Source organism: Streptomyces sp. NPDC054866, from assembly GCF_053610745.1.
The window spans coordinates 1,200,090-1,227,077 of record NZ_JBSGZA010000001.1; the positions used below are offsets into that span (position 1 = coordinate 1,200,090).

The following is a 26,988-nucleotide window of genomic DNA, read 5'->3' on the forward strand; positions in this document are numbered from 1 at the left end:
GGCAGGGGAATCGAACTTGGTCAATTCTCCGTAGTGTTGCCCCTAGAGGTGTTTTCGACGGTGGTAGCGGCCCACGGCCCTTCGGGCGCCAGCTCAGCCAGCACTTCCAGGAGCTGCGGTGGTTCCACTCGTTGCAGGTGGTGGAGCTCGTTCCAGGGAAACCAGCGGTGGCCCTGAAACTGCTCGACCTCATAGTCTTCCAGGCCGCCGGCATTGAGTTCGGGCGAGAGGGTGAGCTGACAGAGGAAGAAGGACTCGTCGCCCTCGAAGTCCACGCCGTTCCAGCGTAGTTTCCGCGGAACCACGACGAAGTTCTCACCGATGACCGCACCCGAGAGCCCGGTCTCCTCGCGCAGTTCTCTCTGTGCTGCAGTAAGCGGGTCTTCACCCGGCTCGATGCCGCCTCCAGGCGGCTCCCAGATATAGGTCCCACTTTCGGGGTCCTGCCAGCGGAGTAACAGAATGTGCTGTTTCGGGTCGACGCAGACAATTCGCACCGAGGGGCGTGGTGAATCCATGCCGGGCAGCATAGCGCTAGTAGAGCCACGGCGCCGGTTCACCTGACCATTGGTCAACAAACGGAACGGAGATGGGTAATGCCTGAGAAGGACGCGGCGCACTGGTCAACCTCAGAAGATTTCTGGGCGGAACTGCAAGATGTGATCTTTGACGAAGACAGGATGCACCGGGGAGACCGGGAGGCAGTCGAGCTCGAAAAACTCGTTGGCCTGGACTCGCCCTCAAGGATCGTCGACATGTGCTGCGGGCCGGGGCGTCACGCGATCCCCCTTGCCCGTCGCGGCCATCACGTGATCGGTGTCGACAACACTCGGCGCTATCTGGACAGCGCAAAGGAGCTGGCGGAGAACGAGGGCGTCCGGGCCAGCTTCATTCACGCCGACGCGCGTCACTACCGCAGCTCTCCACCCGCCGATCTGGTTCTCAATCTCTGGTCCTCCTTTGGGCACTTCGCGGACCCCGCAGACAATCTGCGGGTACTTCAGCAAGCGTATTTGTCCCTGCGGAAGGGAGGGCTTTTTGTGCTCCACGTCCGGTCGCGGGAGACACACAGCGCCCGTTTGACGGCAGAGCGATCCTGGACGGAACGGGACGGGGTGCTCTACCTCGAAGAGCGTTGTGTGGTCGACGATTGGCGTCGTGTACGCGGACGGTGGATCGTCGTCGACGGGGCCGAACGGCGTGACTTTCCCTATGAGGCGTGGCTCTACTCCGGCGAGGAACTGAGGGCGATGCTCGGGCAGATCGGCTTCAAGACGGTCACTCTCTACGGGGACTTCACCGGCGCTCCCTATGGGCAGCAGGCTAAGCATCTGGTGGCTGTCGCGCAGCGTTGAGGGCCGAGGTGGCCTCGTCGCCCGCTTTCTGCGATGGCGTCCTGCCGAGGACACTGTTGGCGAATTCGGCGGTGGGCACCAACTGACCTTGCGATGGCGGGATGATGGCCTGGTTTGCGTGGCGTGAGCGTGAGGCGATCACGGTGTCACTCCATCCGCTCATCCCGGGGGATGCCGCCCCAGACCGCTGAGGCGGCCCGGCTAGCTTTCCCGAAGGGCTGTCTGTGCATGCGGATCCGTGAAGCGATCGGTCCGCTGTTCACCGACCAGGACTTCGTGGGTCTCTTTCCGCGCCGCGGTCAGTCGGCCTGGTCGCCGAGCTAGTTGTCGGTGGTCTCGGTGCTGCAATTCATGGAGGGACTCTCGGACCGGCAGGCCGCCGTAGCAGCGGTCCGGGCCCGCCTCGACTGGAAAATCCTCCCAGGGCTGGAACTGACCGACCTCGGCTTCGACTTCTCCGTGCTCAGCGAATTCCGTGCCCTCATCGTCGCGCTGGCGGTCGGCCGGAGCTGCGGCGTTCGACCGCATCGATCACGACCACCTGCTGAGCTCTCTCGGACTATTCCCCGCCAGGGAACTGGTCCGCGAATGGCTGACAGCGGCGCGCGCTCTTTGATGCGCACCGGGGCATACGCGGACACCTGCTGACCGGGCGGCTGGGGTGGAGTCTGAAGCGGCCCCGGCGTCAGGCCGTCGAGCGGGACGAGTCCGAGATCGCCCGACGGGTCGCCCGGGAGTGGCCGCGCATCAAAAAGGGCCAGTGAAGAAACGTGCCTGGCTCGTGTTCTTCGACGAATCGGGCGTGTCGCTGCGGCCCCAGGTCCGCCGCACCTACGCACCCCGCGGGCGCACTCCCGACTGCGGCACCGGCTGAACTGGAAGCGAGCCGGGATGGCCGCCGCGCGCTGGGCTACCACGCCGCTGACCGCGAACGGGGGCCCGCGGCTGTGCTTCCACCTCAAGCCGGGCAGCTATGACACCACGTCCCTGATCGAGGTGCTAAAGCACATCAAGACCTTCTACGCCGGCGAGCCGGTGGTATTGGTCTGGGACGGACTGTCGGCCCACTGGAGCCGGGGCATGTGGGCGTGGGTGGCCGAGCAGGACTGGCTGACGCTGGAGCGGCTGTCGGCCTACGCCCCCGAACTCAACCCGGTGGAACTGCTGTGGTCGGCCATCAAGGCCCGTGAGCTGGCCAACCTCGCCGGTGATCACCTCGCCGATGTCGCCGACGCAGCCGAACGCGGCATCCACCGGATCTGCTCCAACGAACAACTCCCGTGGTCCTTCCTCACCCACGCTGGACTGATAATTCATCCCGAAACACCACAGAAATAATGAAAACCTCAGTAGGAGGCTGGCCGGGATCCGCGGAGCTACCGGGCCCGGGAAGCGGAACTTGATGTATTAGTTTCCGAATATTGCGGCTGATGCGTGGAGGCTGGGGCAGGCGGCTGAGGTGACGTTCTGAGGTGCCGGTAAGGGCACGTTGCGTTACCGGACGGATAGTGAGCTGCCAGTCCATGGCTGGTTCTGGCCGATAGAGCTATTTGCCGTGTTGTTGCTCCCGTGAGTCGCTTCAGGCTCGGACTGCCAGCATGAAGCGCGTGAGCACGTCACTGGCGGCCGCGTGCGCTGGGTGACTCGACTGGCAGTCGGGGGTTGGCGTGTTCACGATAGGGGTCGTGCCCATGCGGCTACTTTGGGTAGTCATGCATTGTGGTCGCCCGGGCGGGGGCAGGTCGGTCATCCCTTGCCATTTCGCCTGATCAGAGCGACGTGAAAACCAGATGTTGGTCTTTGGTTTGCATTGACGTGGGGGGCTGGTGGGGCGTTAACTCACTCAGTCTGTGAAGAACTTGTGACTCTGGGGTGGGGACTGTGGGGTTTGGGTGGGGGCACCGCTATGCCGGTGACCGAAGATCAGTGTCACGTCGTGTGACTGGCGGGGCGGCGGCAGCGGCGATGCTGCTGTCGCTTCTACCGTCCGTGGTACATGCGGCCGCCGACCAGACTCCTCTCGAGGCTCCGGCATCGGGGGTCAGTGAACAGACCGCCTCTGAGCGGGCGGTGGCCTCCGGGGAGCCGGTCGAGGTGACCTCGGAGCGCACCGAGTACACGACGACGATGGCCAACCCGGACGGGACGTTCGTCATCACCCAGGCCACCGAACCGCAGCGCGCCAAGGCCACGGACGGTACTTGGCGCGGCATCGACCTCACCCTGGAAAAGCGGCCGGACGGAACAATCGGCCCGAAGTCGGCTGTGGTGGATCTGTCGTTCTCCGGGGGTGGCAGTGGTTCCGGCATGCTGCGTCTGGGGCATGAGGAGCAGGGCCTGAAGCTGGGCTGGCCGACCTCTCTGCCGGCGCCGACCGTGGAGGGGGCGACCGCGACGTATGCGGATGTGCCGATCAAGGGCGTGGATCTGCAGCTGACGGCGACCGCCGAGGGCTACCGAGAGGTGCTGGCCGTCAAGAGCGCCGAAGCAGCGGCCAGCCCCGAACTCGAGAAGGTCAGACTCACCGCCACCGGCGACGGGTTGAGCCTGGTGCCGGGGGAGGGCGGCGGCCTGCGCGCGCTGGACGCCGACGGCAATGCCGTCTTTCGAGGACCTGCCGGTCAGATGTGGGACTCCGCTGGCGATGCCGCCGAACAGCCGCAGTTGGAGGCGAAGTCCCGGTCGGCCAAGGCCTCCACGGCACAGCAGGCAGAACAGGACGCGGAAGAGCATCCAACCCAGCCCGGTGAGGGAGATGCTAGCGCCGAGCTTCCGGTGACGGTCGGCAACGGAGCTGTGTCGGTCTCTCCGGATCTGGACCTGCTGCGCGGCAAGGACACCGTCTACCCGGTGTTCATCGACCCAGCCGTCGGCTTGGGCAAGTCGGAGTGGACCAAACTCTCCTCGGACGGCGACAAGTTCTGGAAGTTCAACGAGCCCAAGGGCGTGGGCCGCTGCGGCATCGCCGAGGGGTATTACTGCTCGGCCAACGGCAGCTACACCGACCGCATGTATTTCGAGTTCGGCGCCTCCAAGCTGGCCGGCAAGCACGTACTGGACGCCACCTTCCGCGCCTATGAGACCTGGTCGTTCACCTGCAACCCGTACTGGGTGGACCTGGAGCGCACCGACAACATCTCCGAGGGCACCCGCTGGCCGGGCCCCAAGCAGCTGGACCAGATGGGCGACCGCTACGTCTCGGCCGGCCGCGGTGACCTGTGCAGCCCCGACCAGCCCAACGCCTGGGTGGAGTTCAACGACAACCCCGACGAGAACGACGAGAACCTCACCTCCACCGTGCGTTCCTTGGCGGACGGAAAGATCTCCCGGCTGACGCTGATGCTGCGCGCCAAGGACGAGGGCGAGCCCCGGGCATGGAAGCGCTTTGACTCCAACGCCGAGCTCAAGGTCTGGTATGTGCACAAGCCCGGCGTGCCGACCTCGGTCGGGGCTATCCCCGGCACGGGTACCAAGGCATATTGCCGAGCTGCGTCGGCACCGCTGACGGTGACGACGGCGACCCCGATGGTGCAGGCCCGGGTACAGACGAAGGTCGAGCAGCATGAGGGCGAAGAAGAGGGCTACCTGCAGGCCGAGTTCGTGATGCAGCGCTCCAGCACAGACACGAGCTCCGGCAACTGGTCGCAGGTCTGGACCGATTACGAACCGGATTCAGGATGGCACCCGGATGGCACCCTGGAGAAGACCAAGACGGGTAACCGCGCGGATGGTGGCCTGTACCGGTTCCGGGCCCGCACGCAGTCGCACTGGAACTACAACGGCCGGTCCGACGACCTCTTCTCGCCGTACTCGGGCTGGTGTTACCTGCGCATCGACTCCACCGCGCCCAAAGAGCCGACCATCGTGCCCGGCGCCCCCTACACCGAATGCACCACCAATGCCTGCGATGCTCACGGCGGGCCGGGCGAACCGGGCAGTTTCACCTTCAAGCCCAATACGGCAGACAAGGATGTGAAGGCCTACCGGTGGCGGCTGCTGACCTCGGATGCGGAGGCCACGAAGACGGTGAACGCGCAGACGACCAATGCGCCGGTGAAGGTCGAGAACGTCAAGCCGGGCCTGCCGGGCACCCAGACCCTCGCCGTCGAGGCCAGCGACCTCAAGCTCGACAAGGACGGGCGCAAGCGGTGGGGGCCACCGGCCGAGTTCGTCTTCAAGACCGGTCTCGCCCAGGGCCCCACCGGTCGCTGGCGCTTCAACGACGGACCCCCGGGGTCCGCACTCATGACGGCCAAGGACACCGGTGAGACGGGCACCCGCCACGATGCCGTACTGCGCGATGAGGCGGGAACCGGCTGGTCGACCATGGGCAGGCGCGGCGCGTCGGACTACTCGCTGCGCCTCAACGACAACCTCAGCGACCCGGCCCAGCAGGTCGGATACGCCTCCACCGACGGGGTGCCGGTCAACTCCCAGGACTCCTTCACCGTGTCCGCCTGGGCCTACCTCACCGACGCCTCGGCCAACCGCACCGTGCTCTCCGCGCCGGGGGAGCACGGGTCGGCCTTCACGCTCTACTACTCGGCCACGCACAAGAAGTGGGTCTTCAACCGCACCGACCAGGACAAGGACGGCCCGGTCTACATCCGTGCCCTGGGCAATGCGGCCAGCCCGCCGCTGAAGGTGTGGACGCACTTGGCCGGGGTCTTCAACACCTACGACGACGGGGACAACAGCAACGACACCATCCAGCTCTTTGTCAACGGACAGCCCCAGGGCCCGCCGGTGGTATTGGCCGATGCCGCGGCCACCTACACACCCTGGACCGCCGACCGGAATCTGATGATGGGACGCTCCAAGGTCGGCGGGAACTATGGCGAGTACTTCCACGGACGCATCGACGAGATCGCAACCTGGCAGCAGGCTCTCGAACCCGAGCAGATCCGAGTGGAGAACCGGCTGGAGGACTCAACCGGTTCGGCAGCCAATGAACTGGTCGCCCACTGGGACGCCACTATCTCCTCCGGCAGCCAGGTCACCGAAAGCCCGGAAGACCCTGACGATCCGAACAGCAGTTCTTTCCCCTACCGCCGCGGCGGGCTGGCGCTGTCGGGATCGGGAGCAGGGCTGACGGGCGAGGACGCCACCGCGCTGGTACTCAACGGCACCTCCGGATACGCGTCGGGCTCAGGCCCGGTGGTCGATGAGAGTGGATCGTTCACCGTGTCGGCGCGGGTACGGCTGAGCAGGGCGCTTCTGGCGGGTAAACCGGTCGGCTACCGCGGGCTGGTCGCAGCGCAGGCCACCCCGGTCGGCAAGGAGTCGTCCTGGGGCCTGTGGGTGGAGAAGGTATCCGACGACGTCTACCAGTGGAGGTTCGGCCGCAGCGCCGTGGACGCCAGCGGCAAGATCGTCGACACCGCGCTCGCACCGGCCCAGGAGCCGGTCGGTGAGAAGGAGTGGGACACCTGGGTGGATGTGACCGGCGTCTTCGACGCCGGCCTGGAATTCACCGATGACCAGGGCGAGCAGAAGTCCGGCATCGCCCAGCTGTACGTCGGCCCCTTCATCCAGCAGGGCGAAGAGGACCCCGGCTTGGGCACAGTGCAACAGGGCAGTGGCGCCCTCTCGGTGGGGCGTGGGTCGGCCAAGGGCACGACCGGGCACTACCTGCCGGGTGACCTGGCGAAGCTGCGCGTGTGGACCGGGGCGATGGGGCTCGATCAGGTGAGCAGCCAGATCGCCCAGCCCTCGACCTAGTGGCACCGCCGAACGCCCTTCTGCTCTTCCTGCTCCTTTCTTGCTGACTTTCGACGGCGTGCGGCCACTTGCAATCGGGTGGCCGCACGCGAGGAGATGCGTGATGAACCTGTCTGCCTTCGGCCTGCCCTGGAGGGGCGGCACCAAGAGACCCTCGCCGAGACGCGCGCGGCGGATCGCGGCGGTGACCGGTTTCGCCTTGCTGCCGGGACTGTTGAGCCCGGTGGCGCTCGCGGCTGACACGGACCCGCTGGGCAGGCCGAAACTGGGGGCGCCGCGCGCATCGAAGGTGACGCCGTTCACCGCCAAGACGAACACGAAGAACGCGGCGGTGGTGGCCAAGTCCGCCGCGGCCGACAAGACCGCGGCCCGGCGCTCCCGCACTGCCCAGCAGCGCACTGTCGCCTGGCCCAAGGGCGGGCAGACGACGCTGGTCCTGCCCCCGTCAGGCAAGGGCAAGGGGAAGGCGAATCCGGGCAGCCTGCCCCTCACTCTTGCGGCTTCGAAGCAGAAGAAGGGCAAGCAGCAGACGCCGGCCGCCGAGGAACTCACAGTTCAGGTCCTCAACCAGAAGAAGACCAGGAAGCTTGGCGTCAAGGGCGTCGTGCTGAGCGTCACCGCGCCGGAGGATGGCGGTCAGGCTCAACTGGGCCTGAAGTATGCGGCATTCGCCTCCGCCTACGGCGGTGACTGGGCCGGCCGCCTGCAGGTGTTGAAGCTGCCCGACTGCGCGCTCAGCGCCCCGGCCAAGGCCCACTGCCGCACCCGCACACCGCTCAACTCCACCAACGACCGGAAGAACCACCAGGTCACCGCCCCGCTCGCCTTCCCCGCGGCAGCCAAGAGGGGGGCGGCCATCGAGGACCGGACGATGGTGCTGGCCCTGGCGGCGGGCACCAAGTCAGGCTCCGGCGACTATAAGGCCACCCCGCTGGCGGCATCCTCCACGTGGGAGGCGGGCGGATCCTCGGGATCCTTCACCTGGTCCTATCCGCTGCGCACACCGCCCGCTGCGGCCGGTCCGACGCCGGGCATGTCGATCTCCTACGACTCCGGCAGCGTGGACGGGCGCACCGCCTCCACCAACAACCAAGGCACTGCGATCGGTGAGGGCTTCGACCTCACCTCCTCCTACATCGAGCGCAAGTACGGCTCGTGCGACGACGACGGCCAGGACAAGAAGTACGACCTGTGCTGGAAGTACGACAACGCCTCCCTGGTCCTGAACGGCAAGGCAACCGAGCTCGTCAAGGATGACACCAGCGGCAAGTGGCGTCTGAAGAATGACGACGCCTCCACCGTGACCAAAACCACCGGTGCCGACAACGGCGACGACAACGGCGAGTACTGGACGGTCACCACCGGCGACGGCACCACCTACACCTTCGGCCTGAACAAGCTGAAGGGCGCCGGCGCCGACGATCGCACCCAGTCGGTGTGGACGGTGCCGGTCTTCGGCGACGACGAGGGCGAGCCCGGCTATACGGACGGCACCTCCTTCTCAGGACGCGACAAGAAGCAGGCCTGGCGGTGGAACCTCGACCTGGTCGAGGACACCCACGCTAACGCCATGACGTACTGGTACACGGCCGAGCACAACAACTACGACAAGCTCGGCGACGACACCACCGGCACCGACTACACCCGCGGCGGCTACCTCAAGGAAATCCGCTACGGCCAGCGCGCTGCCTCCCTCTTCTCTGCCACCCCGGCCGCCTCCAACAAGGTCACCTTCACCTATGCCGAGCGCTGCCTGGCCACTGGCACCGGCTGCGACGCACTGACCGAGGACAAGCGCGACAACTGGCCCGACGTGCCCTACGACACCGTCTGCAAGGACGGCGACAAGTGCACCGGCAACACCGGCCCGGCGTTCTTCACGCGCAAGCGCATGACCACCATTACCACCTACGCGTGGGACGCGGCTGCCGGAACCCCTGGGTATGCCGCAGCGGACATGTGGGAACTCAAACAGCTCTACCTGGATCCGGGAGACACCGGGGACACCAGCGACCAGTCCCTGTGGCTGGACGAGATCAAGCACACCGGCAAGCGCGGCACTGATCTCGCCCTGGACCCGGTGAAATTCACCCACGTTTTCCTGCCCAACCGGGTCGACGGTGCCTCCGACGACATCCTCTCCCTGGACAAGCCCCGCCTGCGCACCGTCACCTCCGAGGCCGGCGCGCAGACGATCGTCTCTTACATGGAGGCGGACTGCGTGGCCGGGCAGACCATGCCCAAGCCGGATGAGAACACCCGTCGCTGCTACCCGGTGTACTGGTCGCCCAACGGCGAGAAGACCCCAATCCTGGACTGGTTCCAGAAGTACCCGGTCACCGCAGTCTCCACCACTGACCCGCACGGCGGCTCGGACGCCGTCCAGCACACCTACCAGTACTCCGGAGGCGGCGCCTGGCACTATAACGACGACCCCATGACCCCTGCTAAGGAACGCACCTGGTCCATCTGGCGCGGCTACGGGAAGGTCACCCACCTCACCGGCGACAAGGACAGCAACCAGCTCAAAGAGGTCAGCGTCTACCTCCGCGGCATGAACGGCGACCGCGTAGCAGGATCTGACGGCAAAACACCCGACCCGGACAAGCGCAAGACCGCAAAGGTGAGCGGCATCAAGGCCGCCGAAATCACCGACTCCAACCAATACGCCGGCTTCACCCGCGAAAGCGTCACCTACAACGGCGACGCCGAAGTCTCTGGCACCGTCAACGACCCTTGGTCGAAGAAGACGGCAACCCAACACAAGTCGTACGCCGATACCGAGGCCTACTACGTCCGGACGGGCGCCAGCCGCGCCCGTACCAACATCACCACGACCGCGACGCCACGGGACAGCATTCGCACCACCAAGACCACCTACGATGACTACGGCATGGCCGAAGCCGTCGAGGACGGTGGCGACGACGCCCACCCCGGCGATGAGAGCTGCACCCGGACTTGGTACGCCCGCAACGACGCCGCCGGCATCAACTCCCTCGTCTCACGCACCCGCACCGTCGCCAAGCCCTGCACGACCACGGAAGCGAACCTGGATCTGCCGACCGACTCGGACAAGCCCGGCGACGTGGTGTCCGACACGGCGACGGTGTATGACGACGCGGCGGCGACCGGCTGGTCGGCCTCCCAAAAGCCCGCCAGGGGCGAAGGTACCTGGACCGGCCGTGCCAAGTCCTACACCAGCGACAACACGCCCACCTGGCAGAAGACGGCCACGACGGGCTACGACAGCCTGGGCCGCCCCCTGGTGGTCAAGGACACCAACGACCTGACGACCTCGACCATCACCTACACGCCGAGCGCCGCGGGCCCACTGACCTCTAGCAGCGCAACCAACGCGAAGCAACACAAAACAACCACTGCGGTCGACTTCGCCACGGGGGCGCCGGTAAAGGTCACTGACCCCAACGACAAGGTCACCGAAACCGAGTACGACAGTGTGGGCCGCGTCACCAAAGTCTGGCTGCCCAACCGCCTCAGGGCCCTGGCAAAGACACCCAACTACGTCTACGAGTACAAGGTGACCAGCAAAGACCTGTCCTGGGTGTCCACCGGCACGCTCAAGGGCGACGGCTCTGGCTACAACACCGCCTACGAGTTCTATGACTCCCTCCTGCGCGCCCGCCAGACCCAGACCCCCACCCCAGTCGGTGGTCGGCTCGTCTCGCTGACCCTCTACGACGACCGCGGCCTGGCGGTCAGCGCCCAGGGCGACATCTGGGACAACACCTCGCCACCGTCTGCCGAAGATGTGCAGACCGAGGGCAGCCAGGCCCCCATCCAGACGGACACCACCTACGATGGCGCAGGCCGCGCCACCAAGACCGTTACGAAGAACTATGGCGTCTCCCGCTGGGCCACCAACGCCACCTACACCGGAGACACGGTTGCCACCAGCGCCCCCACCGGCGGCCAAGCCACCGCAGAAGTCACTAATGCCCTTGGCCAAGTGACACAGCGCCGCGAGTACGGCAGCTCGCAGCCGACCGGCGCCGATTTCACCACCACTGACTACACCTACACCCCTGCCGGTCAGCAGGAGACCATTACGGGACCTGACGACGCGAAGTGGTCCTACAGCTACGACCTCTTCGGTCGCCAAGTCGCCACCAGCGATCCGGACAAGGGCACGACCAGCACCACCTACGACATGCTGGACCGGCCGATCACCGCGACCGACGAGGAGAACCGCAAACTCCTCACCGCATACGACGACCTGAACCGCAAAACCGGCCTGTGGCAGACCGACACGACCACCGCCAACAAGCTCGCAGCCTGGACCTTCGATTCCCTCGCCAAGGGTCAACAGGACACGGCCGTCCGCTATGACGGCGGCGCAACCGGTAAGGCCTATACCCAGAAGGTCACCCAATACGACAGTCTCTACCAGGTCATGGGCAGTCAGCTCACGCTGCCAGACGATGACCCGCTTGTGCAGGCCGGCGTGCCGAAGACGTTCTCGTTCACCACCGGCTACCGCCTGGACGGAACTATCAGCCAGGCTTCCCAGCCCGCGGTGGCAGGGCTCGCAGCCGAGACGATCGGCTACACCTACAACGCCACCGGCCAGCAGCTTAAATCGGTGGGAACCAGCGGCTACCTCCAGAGTGCGGTGTTCTCTCCCCAAGGTGACCTGCGCCAGCACACCCTGGGCATGAGCAGCGCCACTTCAGCCAAGAAGGCCTACCTCAACTACGACTACGAGCCGGGTACCCGCCGTTTGACCCGCTCCTACGTCACCGACGACGTCCACGGCTACATGCCGCAGGAACTGAAGTACACGCAGGACGATGCTGGCAATGTCATGTCTGTCCTCGACAGCACGACGCAAGGCGGCACGAAGGAAGCCGACCACCAGTGCTTCGAGTACGACGGCTACAGCCGTCTGACAGAAGCCTGGACCCCGAAGACGGCGGACTGTGCCACCGCGAAGCGCACAAAGTCCACCATCGACGGAGCGGCCCCCTACTGGACGTCGTATACGTACAACAAAGCAGGCCAGCGCAAGTCGGAAACCCAGCACATGACATCGGGTGACGCCGAGACCACGACATACGAATACGGCACGCCAGAGGGACAGCCTCATCCGCTCAGCGGGACAACGGGCTCGCGCGCGGCTACGTACGCCTATGACAAGACCGGCAACACGACGCAGCGGCCCGGGCCGAAGGCCCGCCAGACCCTGACGTGGAATACGGAGGGCAGACTGGCCAAGACCGTCGAAGCCTCATCGGAGACCGGGTACCTGTACGACGCTGATGGTGAACTTCTCATCCGACGCTCCGTAGGAGAGGGAGACACTGTCCTGTACCTCGGGGCAACAGAAGTTCGCGTGACAACGAAGGGCACGAAGAAGACGCTCTCCGGCACCCGTTATTACGCAGCGAACGGCCAGATGATCGCGGTGCGCACGGCAACGGGCGGTGTATCGGGAACTAACCTCAACTTCATGGCCGCGGATCACCACGGCACGTCGAGTGTGGCGCTTGATGCGACCACATACGCGGTAACGAAGCGCTACACCTCGCCCTTCGGAGCGTCACGCGGGGAGAAGGTGTCCACCTGGCCGGACGACAAGGAATTCCTCGGCAAGTCTGTTGACGCTGTAAGTGGTCTGACGCACGTCGGGGCGCGGGAGTATGACCCCCTTATCGGGCAATTCATCAGTGTCGACCCTCTTATGGTGCCCGAGAAGCATCAGTCGCTGAACGGTTATGGATACTCGGGCAACAGTCCGGTGACGTTCAGTGACCCGACAGGGCTGGACTTCTGCGGCGACGATCACTGCAAAGCCAACTCCGGCCGGGTGGACAGGGACGGAGAGTTCCATAAGGGGAATCCAAATCCCGGAAGCATGGGCCCTGGTTATGGCCGCGGCGGTGGCAGCCGAGGTGGTGGTGCCGGAGGTGGCGGGGGGTCCTACGGTGGTGGTGGAACGGCGCGTTCCGGAGGCGGTGGGAGCATCTGCAGCGCTGCTTGCCAGGTGAACAAGGTGGGCTGGCGGCAAGGTGTGACCGTGGACGTGAACAGGGTCGACTCGTACGTCATCCTGCAGGCGTGGCTGATGGGGCTTTCGCCGACCGCATGGAAGTTCGGCCCGGGTGACGCCTTCACTCAGGAAGTCCAGGAGCAGCGGTGGCTCGACCAGGTGCGGAAGAGGCTCAAGAGGGATCTGAAGGGAATGAAGGCGGGGCAGTCGAAGGCGTACGACCGGAGGATGTCGGATCTGGGGCAAATCGAGAAACTGGTCCAGATTATGGAGGATGCGTTTGGAATCGTCACGGCGGGGCGCTTCTCGGATGAGGAAGACAAGGGGCGGACGTTCAACCGCTCCAGTGCAGTGCTCGGCTCCTACCAGCTGACTGCCACCGCCGGCAGGGCGAGAAGTGGGGGCGGCAGGGACGTCACCTTCACGGTGAAGGATACGATGGACCGCGAGTCTGGTATGCGAAGCCCGACCGGGGAAGGCTACAAGACCGGTAGATCCTCTACCCCTTTGAAGGTCACCTTCAACGCGGCCCGGAAGCTGTTCCCCGAGGGGCAACGGCCCATGGGTCTGGAAGTCTCATGGAATGAGCGAATCGTTGTCGACTAGAAGAAGCCGCCTGTGTCTTCTGCTGCTAGTGCCCGCGCTGGGAATCCAGTTGGGATGCTCTGGTGCCGGTAAAGGGGATGATTCAGGTCGACCTGAAGAGCTGAACCGGAAGCAGATCATCGGTGCATGGGAAGGTGCTGGCTCACGGGAGGCTGAGTTTTCCGGAGGCGGCAGTATCAGACTTCACGCCACTCCCTGTGAGGATGTATTCACCAGTGGAGCGAAGCCGGTGGACATGGAAGGTAAGTGGGAAGTCAGGGCGCGCATCCCAGACATGGTTGAGAACGTCTGGATCGGCCTCGAGTTCCCGGCAGGAACGTGTGGAAACAAAGGGGTGAGTGAGAGTGGTTTCTACGCGTCAGTGAATGCGGGCGAGTTGACCCTGCATCTCCGTGATCCGGATATGCTCGACAAGCAGCGAAGCTTCCATAAAGCATCGGGTCGCAAGGCCACGTGACGTTGAACGGACGCGCTGGAACTCCCGCCCTGTAGAGGGAGGGAGTTACTGGCTGCTCGAGAGGGATCGGAGGGCCGCGGGGGAGGGGGCAGCTCTCTTGTCGAGGCTGCGACCCGGCCCACTGGGCTGCGCGTAGGGTGTCCGTCGGCCAGGGACTGTGCGAAATTCACGTCGCTTCGCTGCTGTGCGGGCGGTCGAGTGTGGCGCCGGGGTTTTGCAGGATGCGATCCTGAGCGGTGAGCTCTGCCCCGGCGGGCGTCAGCTCCACCGTCCAGAACGCCTGCGGAAGCCTCGACTCGTGTGCGCGGTCAAGTGATGCGGCGCCTTCGTGAGCCCCGCTTCGGACCACGGGCGCGACTGCGGCAACGTCGCGGTGAAGGTCTCTGTCATCTGCATGAGGTGAGGCTTCCACCTTTCGACGACGGCGCACGCCAACAGCAAGGGTTGTGCCAAACCACTACCGCAACCCGTTCACCAGCGCAGACCACGAGTCTGCCACCTCCACGCGCAGGGTTGCAGCCGCAAGCGTGTGGCCGTCGAGAATGTCGCCAAGGCGCTCACTTTAGTCCATGAGGTCTCTGAGCTGACGCCAAGTACAGCAGCGGGGGATCGCTGTCGGTAGGGGCTAGCGGCGCCGCTGGGGGTCAAGGGGTCGCAGGTTCAAATCCTGTCGTCCCGACAGTGATGTCGGATGTTTCCGCAGTTCAAAGGCCGTTCTCTCCGTAGGGAGGGAGCGGCCTTCGTGGTGCATGGGGGGTGATGGTCGCAGTGTGGTCGCACCGCCGGTGTAGTGGCCGGGTGCGGTCAGCGATGGTGGTCGCGGCGTGACCGCGTCCGGATGTGAATCCGGCGGGGAAGCGGTCGGTGGCGGGGGCGCAGGGCCTTTTCCGCGTCACCGGTGGCATGGCGGGCTGCGGCCGGGGTGAGGTGGCCGTAGACGTTCGCGGTGGTCGAGAGGGTGGAGTGGCGCAGTGTCTTGGACGTGATGGTGAGGGGCACGCCCGAGGTGAGCATGAGGGTGGCGGTCAGGTGGCGCAGGTCGTGCAGGTGGATGCGGGGGACTCCGGCTTCGAGGCTGCGGCGGTGGAAGTGGTCCAGGATGCGCTGGGGGTGCAGCGGGCCGCCGTCGGGCCGGTGGAAGACGAGGCCGGTGCGGGCGGAGGGGGCGGCGCGGCGGCGCAGGGTGTTCAGGGCGTGTGGTGAGAGTGGGACCCAGTCCTTGCTGGCCGGGGTCTTCGGTCCGGTGAGCTGGAGTTGGTTGTTGTCGATCGCGGCGAGGGTGTGGCGGACGAACAGCCGGTGGCCGCGGAGATCGATGTCCTCCCAGTGCAGTGCGAGGGCTTCGCCGCGGCGGAGGCCGGTGGCGATCATGAGGGTGCACAGGTCGTGCAGGAGCGGGTCGATACGCCGGCAGTGGCGCAGGAAGAGCGCGGCCTGGTGGGTGCTCCAGATCGGCCGCTCGGCGGTGACCGGCCTGGGCAGGAGTGCGGGCTGGGCGGGATTGTGGGTGAGGCGGTGGTCGCGGACGGCGTCGCCCAGGGCGCTGGAGAGTGTGGCGAGGATGCGGTAGACGGCAACACGGCCGCGTCCGGCGGCGAGTTGCTGGTGCGCGTATGTCCGGATGTGGTGGCGGGTGAGCTGGTCCAGGCGTAGGTGGCCGAGGGCGGGGATGAGGTCTTTGAGGACGTGGTCGCGGTAGCGGGCCAGGGTGGTGGGCTTGAGGTGGCGGGCCTTGGCGGGCAGCCAGGTGGTGAGGTGGTCGGCGAGGGTTTGGTTCGGGTCGGCGCAGCCGCCCGCCGTGTCGGCCTCGCACCAGCGGCGCAGGGCCAGGGCGGCCTCGGCCTGGGTGGGAAAGCCGCCGCGGCGCACGGTGCGGCGTCGGCCGTCGCCGGTGTGGGCGTCGACGGCGAAGGTCCAGGTGCCGTGCTGCGGGTCGCGGACCATAGCCGGGCAGCGCTGGCCGAGTTGGCGTCCGTTTGTGTCACGGAAGCCGCAGCGCCGGTAGACCCGGCCACGCGGTGACGCGGAGAAGGAAGTAAGGGACGAGGAGCGCATCGGAATCACCGCCGGATCGGATGAGTAGATGCCGGCCGAGTGGCCGTGTCCGGCGTGGCGTACGCGGTGGCGCTGCCTGGCGATCCTGGGCGAAGTTGCGGGGGGAAGCGCATGGCCGGGTCCGGGCGGAGTAGATCTGATCGACGGCCGTCAAGTGAGTCGATCGGGTACGAGAGTTGCCATGTCTGAAGGTTGCGCCAGCACCGGACCTCGCGCGTTTTTGGCCGGAGCAGGCCCAGGAGCACAGTTCTCTCGGCTCGGCCTACGGCTGGATTGCGCTCTTCCGCGCGTTGCCCCTCCTCTGCAGACTTCCTCCCACCAGATCGCGAACGTTAGTGGCAAGCGGGCAGTAGGGGGTTGGGCGCGGATTTCGAGCAAGTCGTCCGAACCGCCACCGCGATCACCCGCCCACATCCCAAGCTGCACAAGAACGCCGCGCCGCCGATGCCGGCACTTGCTCCGCCCGCCGAACCGGCCGCCGGGGGACCGCCGTCGCATTCCGGCATCTCCGACGTCACCGAATGGCCTGTGGGTGCCCGAAACTGGGGCGCCCTATGCGACCTGGGTGTATTCGTGGATCACGCCGCCGAGTAGATCTCGACGGATGATCTTGCCGTCCGGGTCGACCGGGTTGGGCAGCGGCCGCAGTGGTGCTGCTCCGCAGAGGGCGCGGTGTGGGCGGTGGGTGTTGAAGTGCGTTTTGTATGTGGCCAGTACGTTGCGCAGGTGCCGTTCGTTGACGATCAGTGTGCGGTCGAGGAGTTCTCGGCGGCATCCGCCGATCCAGCGTTCGATGTATGCGTTTGCCCGCGGGGCCCGCACGGGAGTGAGCAGTACCTGGATGGTCTCGGATGCGAAGACAGCGTCGAAGGCGTCAGTGAACTTCGCGTCTCTGTCCCGGATCAAAAACCTCACTCGGTCAATGCGATCGTCCAGTGCCATGGCAAGCTCGCGCGCCTGCTGGACTGCCCGACTGCCCAACTGCCGGTCGGGTGGGCGGTGACGCCCAGGAGGTGTACTCGGCGGGTGGAGATCTCCATGACCAACATGCAGTACAGGCGCCGTAGCAACACGGTGTCGACGTGGTAGAAGTCCACCGCGAGGATCCCGGAGGCCTGGCTGCGCAGGAACTGTGCCCAGGTCGGGCCCGAGCGTCGTGGTGCCGGGTCGACCCCGGCTCTTTTCAGGATCGCCTATACCGTCGAGGCGCCAACTGGACGACCGGCGCGGGCCAGTTCGCCGGCGATCCTGCGGTATCCCCAGTGCGGGTTCTCCGCGGCCATCCTTGGCAGCAGCTCCCGCACGGTGGGCGGGGTCGGCGGTCGGCCTGGTCCTCGGTGTTGGTAGGTCCAGCGGCGCTTGATCAGGTCGGCGTGCCTGCGCAGCAGCGTGCCCGGGGTGACGAACTGATGCCCTCGTAGGGCCTTGGGCGGCAGCCGGGACGGCGCCGCGATCACTGCCCGGTCCGCCCACGAGGGCTGGGGCCGGGGGACCTGACGGCGGAGTACCGCGAGTTGATGCCGCAGTAGGAGGACCTCCGCGTTCGTGGAAGCCTCCGATCGTGCCAGCAGCGCAATCCATCCCAGGACCTTCAAGAAGGTCAGCTACAGCAGTCGCAGAGCCATGCCCCAGGATCTCGCCACGCCTGACCTCGACCGCAAGGCCAAGTCAGCGATGTAGCCGAGTTTCGGGCCCCCACACGGTGACATGGCACTGGTAGTGCTGCGTGTTGGTGATGCCGTGCGCGAACGGGCCGCGTAGTTAGTGCTGCTCGCGTAGTGTCGCCAGCCGCAGCCCAATCTGAGTCTTCTCAGCGCCTGTGTGCGCCAGCAGTACCGTTAGGGGCAGACCGAACGTGAACGTCCCCTCGGCTACGGGCTGTGGGATGCCAGCGGAAGGTGCCGCCGGAATCTGCGAATAGATCTAGTTACGCCACTAGAGCTTGTCCGGCAGGTGGTGTCCTGTAATCCAGCCAACGAGGGCTGCAACTGGTGCAGTGCTGAGGGAGACGTAGCAGCGCCTCCCAGGCCCATCGCTCCTACCCATGCGAACGGCCGTCGGGACATCTATGGGTCACGCCCAACCTCAAGTAGTCCTCTGAACCTCGCAGCCCGAGCGACGGCCAAGGTGCCGGTCTGATGCACTCTGAGCATGTCAGCGTTCACTCGGTGGTGGTCTCAACAACGGCGGCAGGCGAGCGACTGGTGCGACGCCCGATCTCGCAAGGCAGCCAAGGAGCGATGGCGTCCCGCCTTCTCGCGCTTCGACACAGGACCTGCTCGTCGGCGCCGTCGTGTTCTCGTCCTCATGGGTCTCCTACTCTTTGCCCAATCACAATGGAACTGGGCCCCGGCGTTCGTGCACGCAATCGTCCCGATGAGCCGTCCAAATTGGAGTAATCTGCCCGAGGCGGCGAAAGCTACGGTGGAAGGCCAGTTCCGCCTCGCAATGGTTCAGGTCGCGGCGGCCGTCGGGGCCACGCTGGCGCTCACTTACACAGCGCGGATGTATTGGCTGGCTCGACGTGGTCAAGTCACCGACCGGTTCACCAAAGCGCTCGAACGACTTGGAGCTGATGAGTCCTACATCCGAGTGGGGGCAGTAAATGCGCTGGAACAAATCCTGTATGACGATCCGGACCAGGCTGAGTCGGCTGCGCAAGTATTGACGGAGTTCGTTCGTTTCCGCGCACCGCTCCCGGATTACCGGTGCGCGTCAGAGCCGGACGAGCGATTGCCTGGCGATGTGCAGGCGGCATTGCACACCATGACCCGGATCAACATCCGCTCGACCCGATCTGTCGATCTTTCCCAGTTGGAGCTTCCAGGAGCAAAACTCTCACTGTCCGACCTGAGTAGGGCAGTCCTCAAACAGTCGAACCTCACGAACGCTGAGTTCCAGTTCGCACGTCTCATCAGCGCGAACTTCTCAGATGCTCGCTGCGAAGCGGCGGCATTCTATCGTTCGGATCTTGAATGTTCCGACTTGACAGGTGCAGATTTGCATCGAGCGGACTTCCGCCATGCCGACCTTACGGAGGCCTGGATGTCGGATAGTTATGCGCATTGGGCACACTTCGACCACGCTCGTCTTGTCATGGCAGGTCTCCAACGCATCAAAGCAGAGCGAGCGACGTTCGATGGGGCGGATCTGCGCGGTGCGCGATTCGGGGAGGCGAATCTGTCAGGTGCCTGGTTCCGAGGGGCTCGCGTGGAAAGCGCTGATTTCTATGAGGCTGATCTCGACTTGGCAGATCTGTACTATGCGAAGGGCCTCAAGGTTGACCAGGTGCTGGCTGCGCGACCTACGTCGTGGACCGTGCTTCCCCACGACATCGGTCGGGATCGTCGCATTCTCGCTCGCATCTTGGAGGTTGAGATTGCGCGAAGGGACAAGCGGCCCTTACGGAGTGGTTTCGAGGTCCTGCTTGAGATCGCGGGTCTGCAACTGCCTCCTGAGGTCCACTCATGGATGTGACCTTCACCGCTCCTCACGCCACGGTCCCCTCAGCACGGGTATGCAGATCCGCAAGGCGACAGAGACGACAGAATCGCACAGCGCCACGAAATCACCGAGCCGCCGCGGTGCAGCCACCCCGTGCCGGGACGGTGTCCACCGGATCGGTGTACCCCTTCAACCCAGACTCGGCGCGTCCGAGCTGATCCGCGTACTCCTCGCGGCCCATGTGGAGAATGACCTCCACGCCCTCGACCCTCGAGGTCCGAAGTGAACTTCACCCGGTCCGCACGGAGCTGCCGCTTCAGTACGGCGAGTTGGTGGCGCAGGGCCTGTTCCGGACCGAGGGGTTCGGGTTGGACGCGACCTGGAGTGGTGGGTGTGTGCGGTGTTTGTTGTGATGCTGCTCGTGTTGACTCCGTGTGTGGCGTAGGTGCTGCTCGCTCCAGATCAGGGTGCGATCGAGGAGTTCGCGTCGGAGGGTTCCAACGCAGCGTTCCGTGAACGAGTTCCGCACCGCGCCGTGAAGACGCACGAGGCGTGGCGCGTCGGCGCTGAGCACATGGCCTGGCTGGAGCGGGGCATCGCGGAGCAGGGGTGGCCGGGGATCGAGATGGTCGGTGAGCGAGGCGCCGAGGCAGCATGGCCTCTCACCCAGCTCGCGGATGGCGCCACAGTGGCGGGCACTTGAGCCCATGAAGACCGCGGTCGTAGCAGGAGAGGCATCTGCACGTCACCTTGCCTACCTCACCGAATGGGTTCTGGGCGCGGCAAGTGAGCCTCAGCCGTACGGGACGCAGTACACCCACGAGCCAGACGTCTCGGATATGCCTCCGCAACCGGTGGCTGACCAGGAATGTCTCGACGAACGCCGTGCCGCCGCGGGTCTGGAACCGGCTACAGAACACGAGCGTCACATGCGCAGCTAAGGGCTGCCCTGCAACTGACCTCGAGGTCGGGCAGCCACCCGGGGGACGTTCTACCCACAGGGGCAGTGTGGGCTGTCGCGGAGTTCGGCAGGGCAGGAGATCGGCCGGACGGAGGTGGCGCAGCGGCGCTGTACTTCCACATACGGCGTCGTACGGGCGCCAACGGGGCTTCAGAGCTCCGAACCAGAATCGCGCACTTGACTGGGGGTCAAGGGGTCGCAGGTTCAAATCCTGTCGTCCCGACGGAAACGTCGCAGGTAGGGGTCACCTTCGGGTGGCCCCTACTTCGTTTTCGGGGGTGGGTGCGTGAGCGATTGCGTGGTTCCGCTCAGGGGATCCAGTAGTTGTGCACTGAGGACGATTCGGGCTGTCCTCCAGGGCCCGACAAGCCGACCGACTCGGCGATGGGCATGATCTTCTGGGTGAACGCCTGCATGTGCTGCTCGGACTCCCAGACGTCGTAGATGTCCAGGCCGTCGCCGCTCGGAACGCAGACGTGGGCGATGCAGCCGTCGAAGATCTCGGGCGTTTCCTGGAGCTTGGCGTTGAGGGTGTCGTACTGGTCGGTGGTGACACCAGGGAGTGAAGCGTGCATGAAGATCGCCATGGCGGCTGCTCCTTTTTGGTGATGTGGGGCTCGGTGAGGGGTGAGGCAGGGGCGCCGCGGGGTGGGCGCTGCCTCATGGTCAGGACAGCACGCCCGTCCACCGATGGCATCCGCAAGCAGTACGGTCGGCGCGGTAGGGCCGGGGGTTCGGATTGGGGACGGCCCTGGTCGGTGATCAGGTGGCGTCCTTGGTGAAGGCGGCGATGTCCCTCGCCAACCGTTCCGGCCTTTCCCAGTACGCGACGTGGCCCACGCCCTCGTAGACGATCAGCCGGGAGCCGATGACGGTGTCGAGGATCGTCTGTTGTTCCTCGCGCGTCAGAATCGGGTCGCGGTCGCCCCAGACGGCCAGGGTGGGGACGAGGATCCCGGACAGCGTGGCCCGCAGATCGGTTTCCAGCAGGCCGCGCAGCGTCTCCCGCCATACGCGGGCGGGTGCCTTCAGGTTCTCCTCGACGACCGTCTCCAGGAAGCCGCGAGCGACGGGCTCGGCCGTCATGCCCAGCGCGAACCGTTCCACGAAGCCACGGTCCACCGGGTCCTCCAGCTGCCGCACGGTCTCCCACAGCTCAGCGGCGGCGGGCTTGTCGGCGAGGGTGACCGGGACGCCCAGGAGTACGAGCCCGGCCACCCGGTCGGGATAGCGGCCCGCGACGATCCGCGCCTGCACCCCTCCGCTCGATGCCCCGACGAGCACGGCGCGCTCGATCCCCACCCTGTCCATGAAGGCGACGAGGTCGGTCGCGAAGTCCTCGGGGAGGTAGCCGTCCGGGGGCTTGTCGGCGTCTCCGTGGCCTCGCTGCGTGGGTGCGTAGGCGTGCAGCGAGGACGGCAAGCGCCGCAACAGCGGCTCGAACGTCCACCAGGAGTCGACGTAGCCGTGGACCAGGACGACCGGCGTACCGGAAGGGTCGCCCACCTCGGCATACGGGAGGACGAGACCCTCGCGCAGCGCTGCCTCACGCACGGTGACGGCGGACATGACAGCCTCCTCACCTCTGCGTCCAGCGTAAGGAGAGGCGGGCCGTGGGGCAGGTCGAGCTTCTAGCGACGTGCCGGCGCGGTCATGCCCTCGAGGAGCAGTCGCAGGATCTGCTGCAGCTCTTCGGCCAGTGATCCGGTCGCGTCCGTCGGTTGGTGGGCCCAGCGGTAGAGGGCGCCGAGATAGACGTCGCGCAGGACGTTGCCGACGCTGATCGATGACATTCCCGGGCTGAGCTCTCCCTGCTGCACCCCGCTGTCGACGATCCTGGCGAACACCTCCGCCACATACGGTTCCTCGAGGATCGGCCGGCCCGCCTTCACCCAGGCGATGAGCATGGCGGTGGTGAGTTGAGGTTCCTCCTGGTTGATCCGGACGAGGACCGCCATGCACTGCTGAAGTTGCGCGACCGAACCGGGGTTGAACGCGCCGTTCGCATCGAGGCCCGTCACGAGTGCGGCACGCCTCCTCTCTCCCCAGGCGCCGATGATGTCTTCCTTGCGCTGGAAGTAGTTGAAGAAGGTTCCCCGTGCGACATCGGCCCGCTCCGCGATCTCGTCGATGGAGGTGTGGTCATATCCCTTCTCCACGAAGAGCTCGACCGCCGCTGAGTAGAGGCGTTCCCGGACCCGCTGTTTATTGCGTTCCCGGCGGCTGACCGGCGGCGTCGTTGCGCGCGAGTCCATTCCGTCCCTCCTGTATGTGGTGAGCTCCTCGGGGGCGCGGCGCGCATCTTCATGGCCACTGCCAGCCCGGCTGTACGTTTTTTTATACCACAGTACAAGTTTGACGGTTCCCTGCTTGCTGCTTCCTGCTCCCGGCTTCCTGTCTACTGCTGTGCGTCGTGCTGTGCGTCGTGTCCGGCGAGGCTCCCGCGCAGGTCCGCGATGCTCTCCGCCCCCAGGAGCCGCCCGGCGGTTATCTCTATGCCGTGACTGCGGCGCAGGTGCCCCCGGAGCTGGGAGGCCATCAGGGAGTCGAGCCCGAGGTCGCGCAGCGTCCGCCGCTCGTCGATGTCCGACGCGGGCATGCCCAGCAATGCCGCGGAGTACGCGACGAGGGTTTCCGCGGGGTCTCCACGGTGAGGGCGGCTGGTGAGCGGTGTCGCGCGCTGCGACGACGTACGTGCGAGTCGCCGCATACGGATCCCGGAGAACCGCGCCAGGAGGCGACGGTCCGGCGCGATCAGGAGGACGTCGGCCCGGAGTGAGGCTCCGTCGTTCTCGGACCGCACGGTGCTCAGACTCCAGAACTCCGGTTCCAGTTCCGCGTGGAACCGGACGGAGTCGAAGGAGAGGGGAACGTGGGCGAAGTCGTCGTTGCCGGACGCGGCTCCGGGCCGGGCCGCCAGGAGTGGCAACAGGCCTGTCTCCCAGCCGACTTGTGGCAGGGGCTTTGTCGGCCGGACACGAGCCACGGCCTCGCCGTCGCGCCGCCACAGATGCTCCACGGCCCGGAACGGCTCTCCGATGTCGTACCCGTGACGCCGGGCGAGGGACAGGAAGTCCTGTGCCCCCAGATAGTCCCGGCACCGTGCGAGAGCATCGTCGAGGGCGCCCGCGGCCGCGGGGTCGGCCTCGTCGGTGTCCGCCCTGACGACGGTCTCCGCTCTGACGTCGGCGTCCGCCCTGACGACCCGCCCCGAAGCACAGAAGACAGGAGAAGGGGAGCCCCGGAGCGCGGCCTGCACCGTCACGGTGTGCGCGTGTCGGTCTCCTTCTTGGTGCCCGTCCAGGGTTACTTGGAGGGTGGTGTCGCCGGCCGCCTCGACGGGCACATGCGCGTCGCCCAGCTTGACGTCCCGCAGTTCGAACGGCGTGCCGCGATCGGCCTCTTGGGCCGTTTCCAGCATCGCCGCGAGATACACGACGGGTGGTACGGGTGAGACTCCGTGGACCGCAACTCCCTCGCCCCAGTCGGCAGTTGAGCCCCAGGACGAGAGGTCGATCCGCCGGACGCGGGAGGCGGCGGTTCCGCGTGTGGCCACGGGGTCGGCCGCCTCGCGCCGGAACTGCGTGACGTCCCAGGCGTACATGGGAAGTGACGGTACGTGCCGTGGGCCTCCGCCGTACCACCGCTGCCAGTCCACCCGCCCGCCATGGGCGAAGATCCTGCCCGCCGCCCGGGCCAGTTCGGTGGGCTCGTCGCAGGCGCGGTGGAGCGAGGAGAGTGCGGCCGAGTCGCCGTGCTCGTCGCCCAGGGTGTCGCTCAGTGCGTCGCCCAGTGTGTCGTCCATGGCGGCGACCAGGACCGGATGCGGGCTGACCTCGACGAAGACGCTCTCCGTCTCGTGGGCCACCTCCCGTACGGTGTCGGCGAACTGCACGGGGCGGCGAAGGTTGTCCATCCAGTAGTCGGCCGTCAGTTCCGGCCCTTGGATCTTGGAGCCGTGAACGGTGGAGACCATGCCTGTCGTGACGGGCACGGGGGAGAGATCGGTCAGTTCCTTGAGCAGGTCGTCGCGCAGGGAGTCCATCTGCGGCGAGTGCGAGGCCACGTTCACCTTCACGAGGCGGCACAGGATGCCGCTCTCCTCCAGTTCGGCCTGGAGGGCGGCCAAGGAGACAGGGTCGCCCGCGAGCACGGTGGTGGTGGGTGCGTTCTCGACCGCCACGCACACCGTCTCCCGGTAGGCCTCGGTGTACTGCCGGGCCCGGGCGGCCGACAACTCGACGACGAGCATGGCGCCTTGTCCCGCCAGGCGCTGCATCAGCCTGCTGCGCCGGCAGATCACCGCGGCCGCGTCGTCGAGCGACAGGGCGCCGGAGACATGGGCGGCCGCGATCTCTCCCATGCTGTGGCCCATGCACAGATCCGGCTCCACACCGCGGTCGCGCCAGGCGGCGGCGAGCGCCACCTGCACGGCCCAGAGGGCAGGTTGGACGGTGCTCACGTCAGTGGGGAACTCGGCTTCGTCGGACGCGAGTTGCTCCAGAACCGACCAGCCGAGCTCCTTGCGCACGGCCCGGTCACAGGCGTCCAGTGCCGTCCGGAAGGCGGGCAAGGAGTGGTGCAGAGCCCGGCTCATGCCCACCCACTGCGAACCCTGTCCCGAGAAGACGAAGACGACGCGCTTGTCACCCGAAAGACCCGCCTCCGCGATTCCGCCGTCGGGAATCGTCTGACCCGCGGCGAGGGCGCGCAACCGCTGTGACAGGGAGTCGTGGTCGTCGCCGACGACCCACAGGCGGTGCGGATGGGCGTCGCGTCCGGTGGCCGCGGCGGAGCATATGTCGCCAAGCCGGTGCAGCCGTCCGGGTCCGGAGGGGCCGAGGAAGTCCGCGTAATACTCAGCCAGGCGGCGGAGGGAGCCGGACGTACGCGCACTGAGCACGAGCAGGTGGGGCCAGGGGTCCGGGGCCGTGCGCCGGGCCTCGGGGGTGGGATCAGGTTCGGGTTCGGGTTCGGGTTCGGGATCGGGCTCGCGGACGTGGGCGCCGACGACCAGGTGGGCGTTCGTTCCGGACAGGCCGAAGGAGCTGACGCCGAGCAGGGCACCGGAACGGGCGGTGTCCAAGGGCCGGTTGCGCGTCACCACGCGTACCGGGAAGTCGTCCTGCGCGAGCAGGGCGTGCGGCTCGTCAAGGTGCAGCGACGCGGGGATGACGCCGTGCCGCAGGATCAGCGCCGTCTTGATCAGCCCGGCGATGCCGGCCGCGGCCTCGGCGTGACCGACGTTGGTCTTGACCGATCCGGTCAGCAACGGCCGGTCCGTGGGGCGGCCTTGACCGGCCGACTCGGCGAGCGCCCGGAGCTCGACTTCGTCCCCGACGTGCGTTCCGGTGCCATGCGCTTCGACGTAGTCGAGTTCGGACGGCTTGATGCCCGCGCTGACGCACGCTTCGCGCATCATGTCGGCCTGGCCCTCCACGGAGGGGCGGATCAGCAGTCCGCTCGCCGCACCGTCGTTGGTGACCGCGCTGCCGAGCAGCACCGCGCTCACGGGGTCACCGTCCCGGAGCGCGTCGTCCAGCCGCTTGAGCACCACCGCTCCTACGCCTTCGCTGCGAACGAACCCGTCGGCTCCGGCGTCACCGAACCGGCAGCGGCCTCCGGGGGAGAGCATGTCCCCCTGGGAGTAGGCGATGGAGTCGTGCGGCGACACCATGACGTTGACACCCGCGGCGATGCACAGGTCGCTCTCGCCGGTGAGCAGACTCTGCCGTGCGGCGTGCACGGCGACCAGCGACGAGGAGCACGCGGTGTCAAGGACGACGCTCGGCCCGCGCAGGTCGAAGGCGTAGGAGATGCGGCCGGCCGTGACGGCACGCAGCCGGCTGCCCACCATGCCGCGGACGTCGGGCTCGTGGGCCCGGGGGGCGGTGTCCGCGTACTCGGACGTCGCTTGCCCGACGAACACGCCGCTCCGGCTGCCCGCGAGCCGGGAGGGGAGTGTCCCGGCCGATTCCAGGGCTTCCCACACGACGTGCAGCAGGAGCCGTTGCTGCGGATCCATCTCGCGTGCTTCCACGGGGGAGATGCCGAAGAACGCCGCGTCGAAGCCGAAGGGGTCGGTGAGGAAACCGCCGTGCCGGGACACGGTTCGGCCGGGAGTCATGGGGGTGGGGTCGTAGAAGTCGCTGATGTCGAAGCGCTCGTGAGGTACGGGCCGCACGGTGTCGACGTTGGCCACGAGCACGTCCCACAGTTCGTCGACGCTCTCGATCCCTGGGAACCGGCATCCCATGCCGACGATCGCGATGGGTGTCGTGCTCGAGAGTTCTGGGCGCATGGACGACTCCAAGCTTCACGGCATGGGCGAGTCAAATGATCGTTAGAAAACGGGATCCAAAAATACACTCGCGACCATTAT

General features: G+C 66.3%; 18 protein-coding genes and 1 tRNA gene. 11 read left to right on the plus strand and 8 right to left on the minus strand.

The annotated features are described in order from the left end of the window. Positions 1–20 precede the first annotated feature (20 nt). Positions 21–518 (minus strand): NUDIX domain-containing protein, encoded by a 498-nt coding sequence (locus ACWGI2_RS05100; RefSeq protein ID WP_453693988.1) that lies wholly within the window; start codon positions 516–518, stop codon positions 21–23. 78 nt (positions 519–596) lie between these two features. Here ACWGI2_RS05100 and ACWGI2_RS05105 point away from each other — a divergent pair, with 78 nt between their 5' ends. The 7 genes from ACWGI2_RS05105 (at position 597) to ACWGI2_RS05135 (ending at position 14,146) form a co-directional block, all read left to right on the plus strand. Further along, positions 597–1,355, plus strand: a complete 759-nt coding sequence (locus tag ACWGI2_RS05105; protein WP_453693990.1) for a class I SAM-dependent methyltransferase — start codon at positions 597–599, stop codon at positions 1,353–1,355. Positions 1,356–1,694: 339 nt separating this feature from the next. Further along, on the plus strand, positions 1,695–2,003 hold the full coding sequence (locus tag ACWGI2_RS05110; protein ID WP_453693992.1) for a transposase: 309 nt from the start codon (positions 1,695–1,697) through the stop codon (positions 2,001–2,003). Beyond that, a complete protein-coding gene (locus ACWGI2_RS05115; RefSeq protein WP_453694664.1) occupies positions 2,000–2,119 on the plus strand; it encodes a winged helix-turn-helix domain-containing protein in 120 nt (39 codons plus the stop codon). The genes ACWGI2_RS05110 and ACWGI2_RS05115 overlap by 4 nt, the downstream gene beginning before the upstream one ends. Positions 2,120–2,246: 127 nt before the next feature. Next, the gene (locus ACWGI2_RS05120; RefSeq protein ID WP_453693994.1) at positions 2,247–2,693 is read left to right on the plus strand and encodes a transposase; all 447 of its coding nucleotides are present in this window, start codon (positions 2,247–2,249) and stop codon (positions 2,691–2,693) included. A gap of 627 nt (positions 2,694–3,320) precedes the next feature. Further along, positions 3,321–7,076 (plus strand): LamG-like jellyroll fold domain-containing protein, encoded by a 3,756-nt coding sequence (locus ACWGI2_RS05125; RefSeq protein ID WP_453694665.1) that lies wholly within the window; start codon positions 3,321–3,323, stop codon positions 7,074–7,076. A 103-nt stretch (positions 7,077–7,179) separates the two neighbouring features. Further along, a complete protein-coding gene (locus tag ACWGI2_RS05130; protein ID WP_453693996.1) occupies positions 7,180–13,689 on the plus strand; it encodes an RHS repeat-associated core domain-containing protein in 6,510 nt (2,169 codons plus the stop codon). Further along, positions 13,667–14,146, plus strand: coding sequence for a hypothetical protein (locus ACWGI2_RS05135; RefSeq protein WP_453693998.1), 480 nt, complete (start codon positions 13,667–13,669; stop codon positions 14,144–14,146). Before ACWGI2_RS05130 ends, ACWGI2_RS05135 begins: the two co-directional genes overlap by 23 nt. An 804-nt stretch (positions 14,147–14,950) precedes the next feature. Here ACWGI2_RS05135 and ACWGI2_RS05140 read toward each other — a convergent pair. The 3 genes from ACWGI2_RS05140 to ACWGI2_RS05150 form a co-directional block, all read right to left on the minus strand. Further along, positions 14,951–16,201 (minus strand): tyrosine-type recombinase/integrase, encoded by a 1,251-nt coding sequence (locus tag ACWGI2_RS05140; protein ID WP_453694000.1) that lies wholly within the window; start codon positions 16,199–16,201, stop codon positions 14,951–14,953. Positions 16,202–16,753: 552 nt separating this feature from the next. Then, positions 16,754–17,143, minus strand: coding sequence for an integrase core domain-containing protein (locus tag ACWGI2_RS05145; protein WP_453694002.1), 390 nt, complete (start codon positions 17,141–17,143; stop codon positions 16,754–16,756). Between the two features lie 251 nt (positions 17,144–17,394). Beyond that, positions 17,395–17,658, minus strand: a complete 264-nt coding sequence (locus ACWGI2_RS05150; RefSeq protein ID WP_453694004.1) for a hypothetical protein — start codon at positions 17,656–17,658, stop codon at positions 17,395–17,397. 919 nt (positions 17,659–18,577) lie between these two features. Here ACWGI2_RS05150 and ACWGI2_RS05155 point away from each other — a divergent pair. The 4 genes from ACWGI2_RS05155 to ACWGI2_RS05170 all read left to right on the plus strand — a co-directional run bounded on the left by ACWGI2_RS05155 (position 18,578) and on the right by ACWGI2_RS05170 (position 20,829). After that, entirely contained in the window at positions 18,578–19,678 is a 1,101-nt protein-coding gene (locus tag ACWGI2_RS05155; RefSeq protein ID WP_453694006.1) for a pentapeptide repeat-containing protein, read from the plus strand. Positions 19,679–19,718: 40 nt separating this feature from the next. After that, on the plus strand, positions 19,719–19,931 hold the full coding sequence (locus ACWGI2_RS05160) for a DUF6181 family protein (protein WP_453694008.1): 213 nt from the start codon (positions 19,719–19,721) through the stop codon (positions 19,929–19,931). A 159-nt stretch (positions 19,932–20,090) separates the two neighbouring features. Next, complete coding sequence (locus tag ACWGI2_RS05165; RefSeq protein WP_453694010.1) at positions 20,091–20,348, plus strand: hypothetical protein; 258 nt, start codon at positions 20,091–20,093, stop codon at positions 20,346–20,348. 347 nt (positions 20,349–20,695) lie between these two features. Beyond that, a tRNA-Pro gene (locus ACWGI2_RS05170) sits at positions 20,696–20,829 on the plus strand. An 85-nt stretch (positions 20,830–20,914) separates the two neighbouring features. Here the strand turns inward: ACWGI2_RS05170 and ACWGI2_RS05175 are convergent. From ACWGI2_RS05175 to ACWGI2_RS05190, 4 genes are all read right to left on the minus strand, one after another. Beyond that, positions 20,915–21,193: a hypothetical protein gene (locus ACWGI2_RS05175; RefSeq protein ID WP_453394657.1), complete on the minus strand. Its 279-nt coding sequence runs from the start codon at positions 21,191–21,193 to the stop codon at positions 20,915–20,917. Positions 21,194–21,368: 175 nt separating this feature from the next. Further along, entirely contained in the window at positions 21,369–22,175 is an 807-nt protein-coding gene (locus ACWGI2_RS05180; protein WP_453694012.1) for an alpha/beta fold hydrolase, read from the minus strand. Between the two features lie 62 nt (positions 22,176–22,237). Beyond that, the gene (locus ACWGI2_RS05185; RefSeq protein ID WP_453694014.1) at positions 22,238–22,861 is read right to left on the minus strand and encodes a TetR/AcrR family transcriptional regulator; all 624 of its coding nucleotides are present in this window, start codon (positions 22,859–22,861) and stop codon (positions 22,238–22,240) included. Positions 22,862–23,004: 143 nt separating this feature from the next. Further along, positions 23,005–26,907 (minus strand): type I polyketide synthase, encoded by a 3,903-nt coding sequence (locus ACWGI2_RS05190; RefSeq protein ID WP_453694016.1) that lies wholly within the window; start codon positions 26,905–26,907, stop codon positions 23,005–23,007. Positions 26,908–26,988 lie beyond the last annotated feature (81 nt).

Bases quoted from the DNA above. Each gene is read 5' to 3' on its own strand.
- ACWGI2_RS05190 (WP_453694016.1), bottom strand. From the start codon at position 26,907: ATGCGCCCAGAACTCTCGAGCACGACACCCATCGCGATCGTCGGCATG.
- ACWGI2_RS05135 (WP_453693998.1), top strand. From the start codon at position 13,667: ATGAGCGAATCGTTGTCGACTAGAAGAAGCCGCCTGTGTCTTCTGCTG.
- ACWGI2_RS05120 (WP_453693994.1), top strand. From the start codon at position 2,247: ATGGCCGCCGCGCGCTGGGCTACCACGCCGCTGACCGCGAACGGGGGC.
- ACWGI2_RS05125 (WP_453694665.1), top strand. From the start codon at position 3,321: ATGCTGCTGTCGCTTCTACCGTCCGTGGTACATGCGGCCGCCGACCAG.
- ACWGI2_RS05155 (WP_453694006.1), top strand. From the start codon at position 18,578: ATGAGCCGTCCAAATTGGAGTAATCTGCCCGAGGCGGCGAAAGCTACG.
- ACWGI2_RS05145 (WP_453694002.1), bottom strand. From the start codon at position 17,143: ATGGCACTGGACGATCGCATTGACCGAGTGAGGTTTTTGATCCGGGAC.
- ACWGI2_RS05180 (WP_453694012.1), bottom strand. From the start codon at position 22,175: ATGTCCGCCGTCACCGTGCGTGAGGCAGCGCTGCGCGAGGGTCTCGTC.
- ACWGI2_RS05140 (WP_453694000.1), bottom strand. From the start codon at position 16,201: ATGCGCTCCTCGTCCCTTACTTCCTTCTCCGCGTCACCGCGTGGCCGG.
- ACWGI2_RS05160 (WP_453694008.1), top strand. From the start codon at position 19,719: ATGCAGATCCGCAAGGCGACAGAGACGACAGAATCGCACAGCGCCACG.
- ACWGI2_RS05105 (WP_453693990.1), top strand. From the start codon at position 597: ATGCCTGAGAAGGACGCGGCGCACTGGTCAACCTCAGAAGATTTCTGG.
- ACWGI2_RS05185 (WP_453694014.1), bottom strand. From the start codon at position 22,861: ATGGACTCGCGCGCAACGACGCCGCCGGTCAGCCGCCGGGAACGCAAT.
- ACWGI2_RS05100 (WP_453693988.1), bottom strand. From the start codon at position 518: ATGGATTCACCACGCCCCTCGGTGCGAATTGTCTGCGTCGACCCGAAA.
- ACWGI2_RS05130 (WP_453693996.1), top strand. From the start codon at position 7,180: ATGAACCTGTCTGCCTTCGGCCTGCCCTGGAGGGGCGGCACCAAGAGA.
- ACWGI2_RS05175 (WP_453394657.1), bottom strand. From the start codon at position 21,193: ATGGCGATCTTCATGCACGCTTCACTCCCTGGTGTCACCACCGACCAG.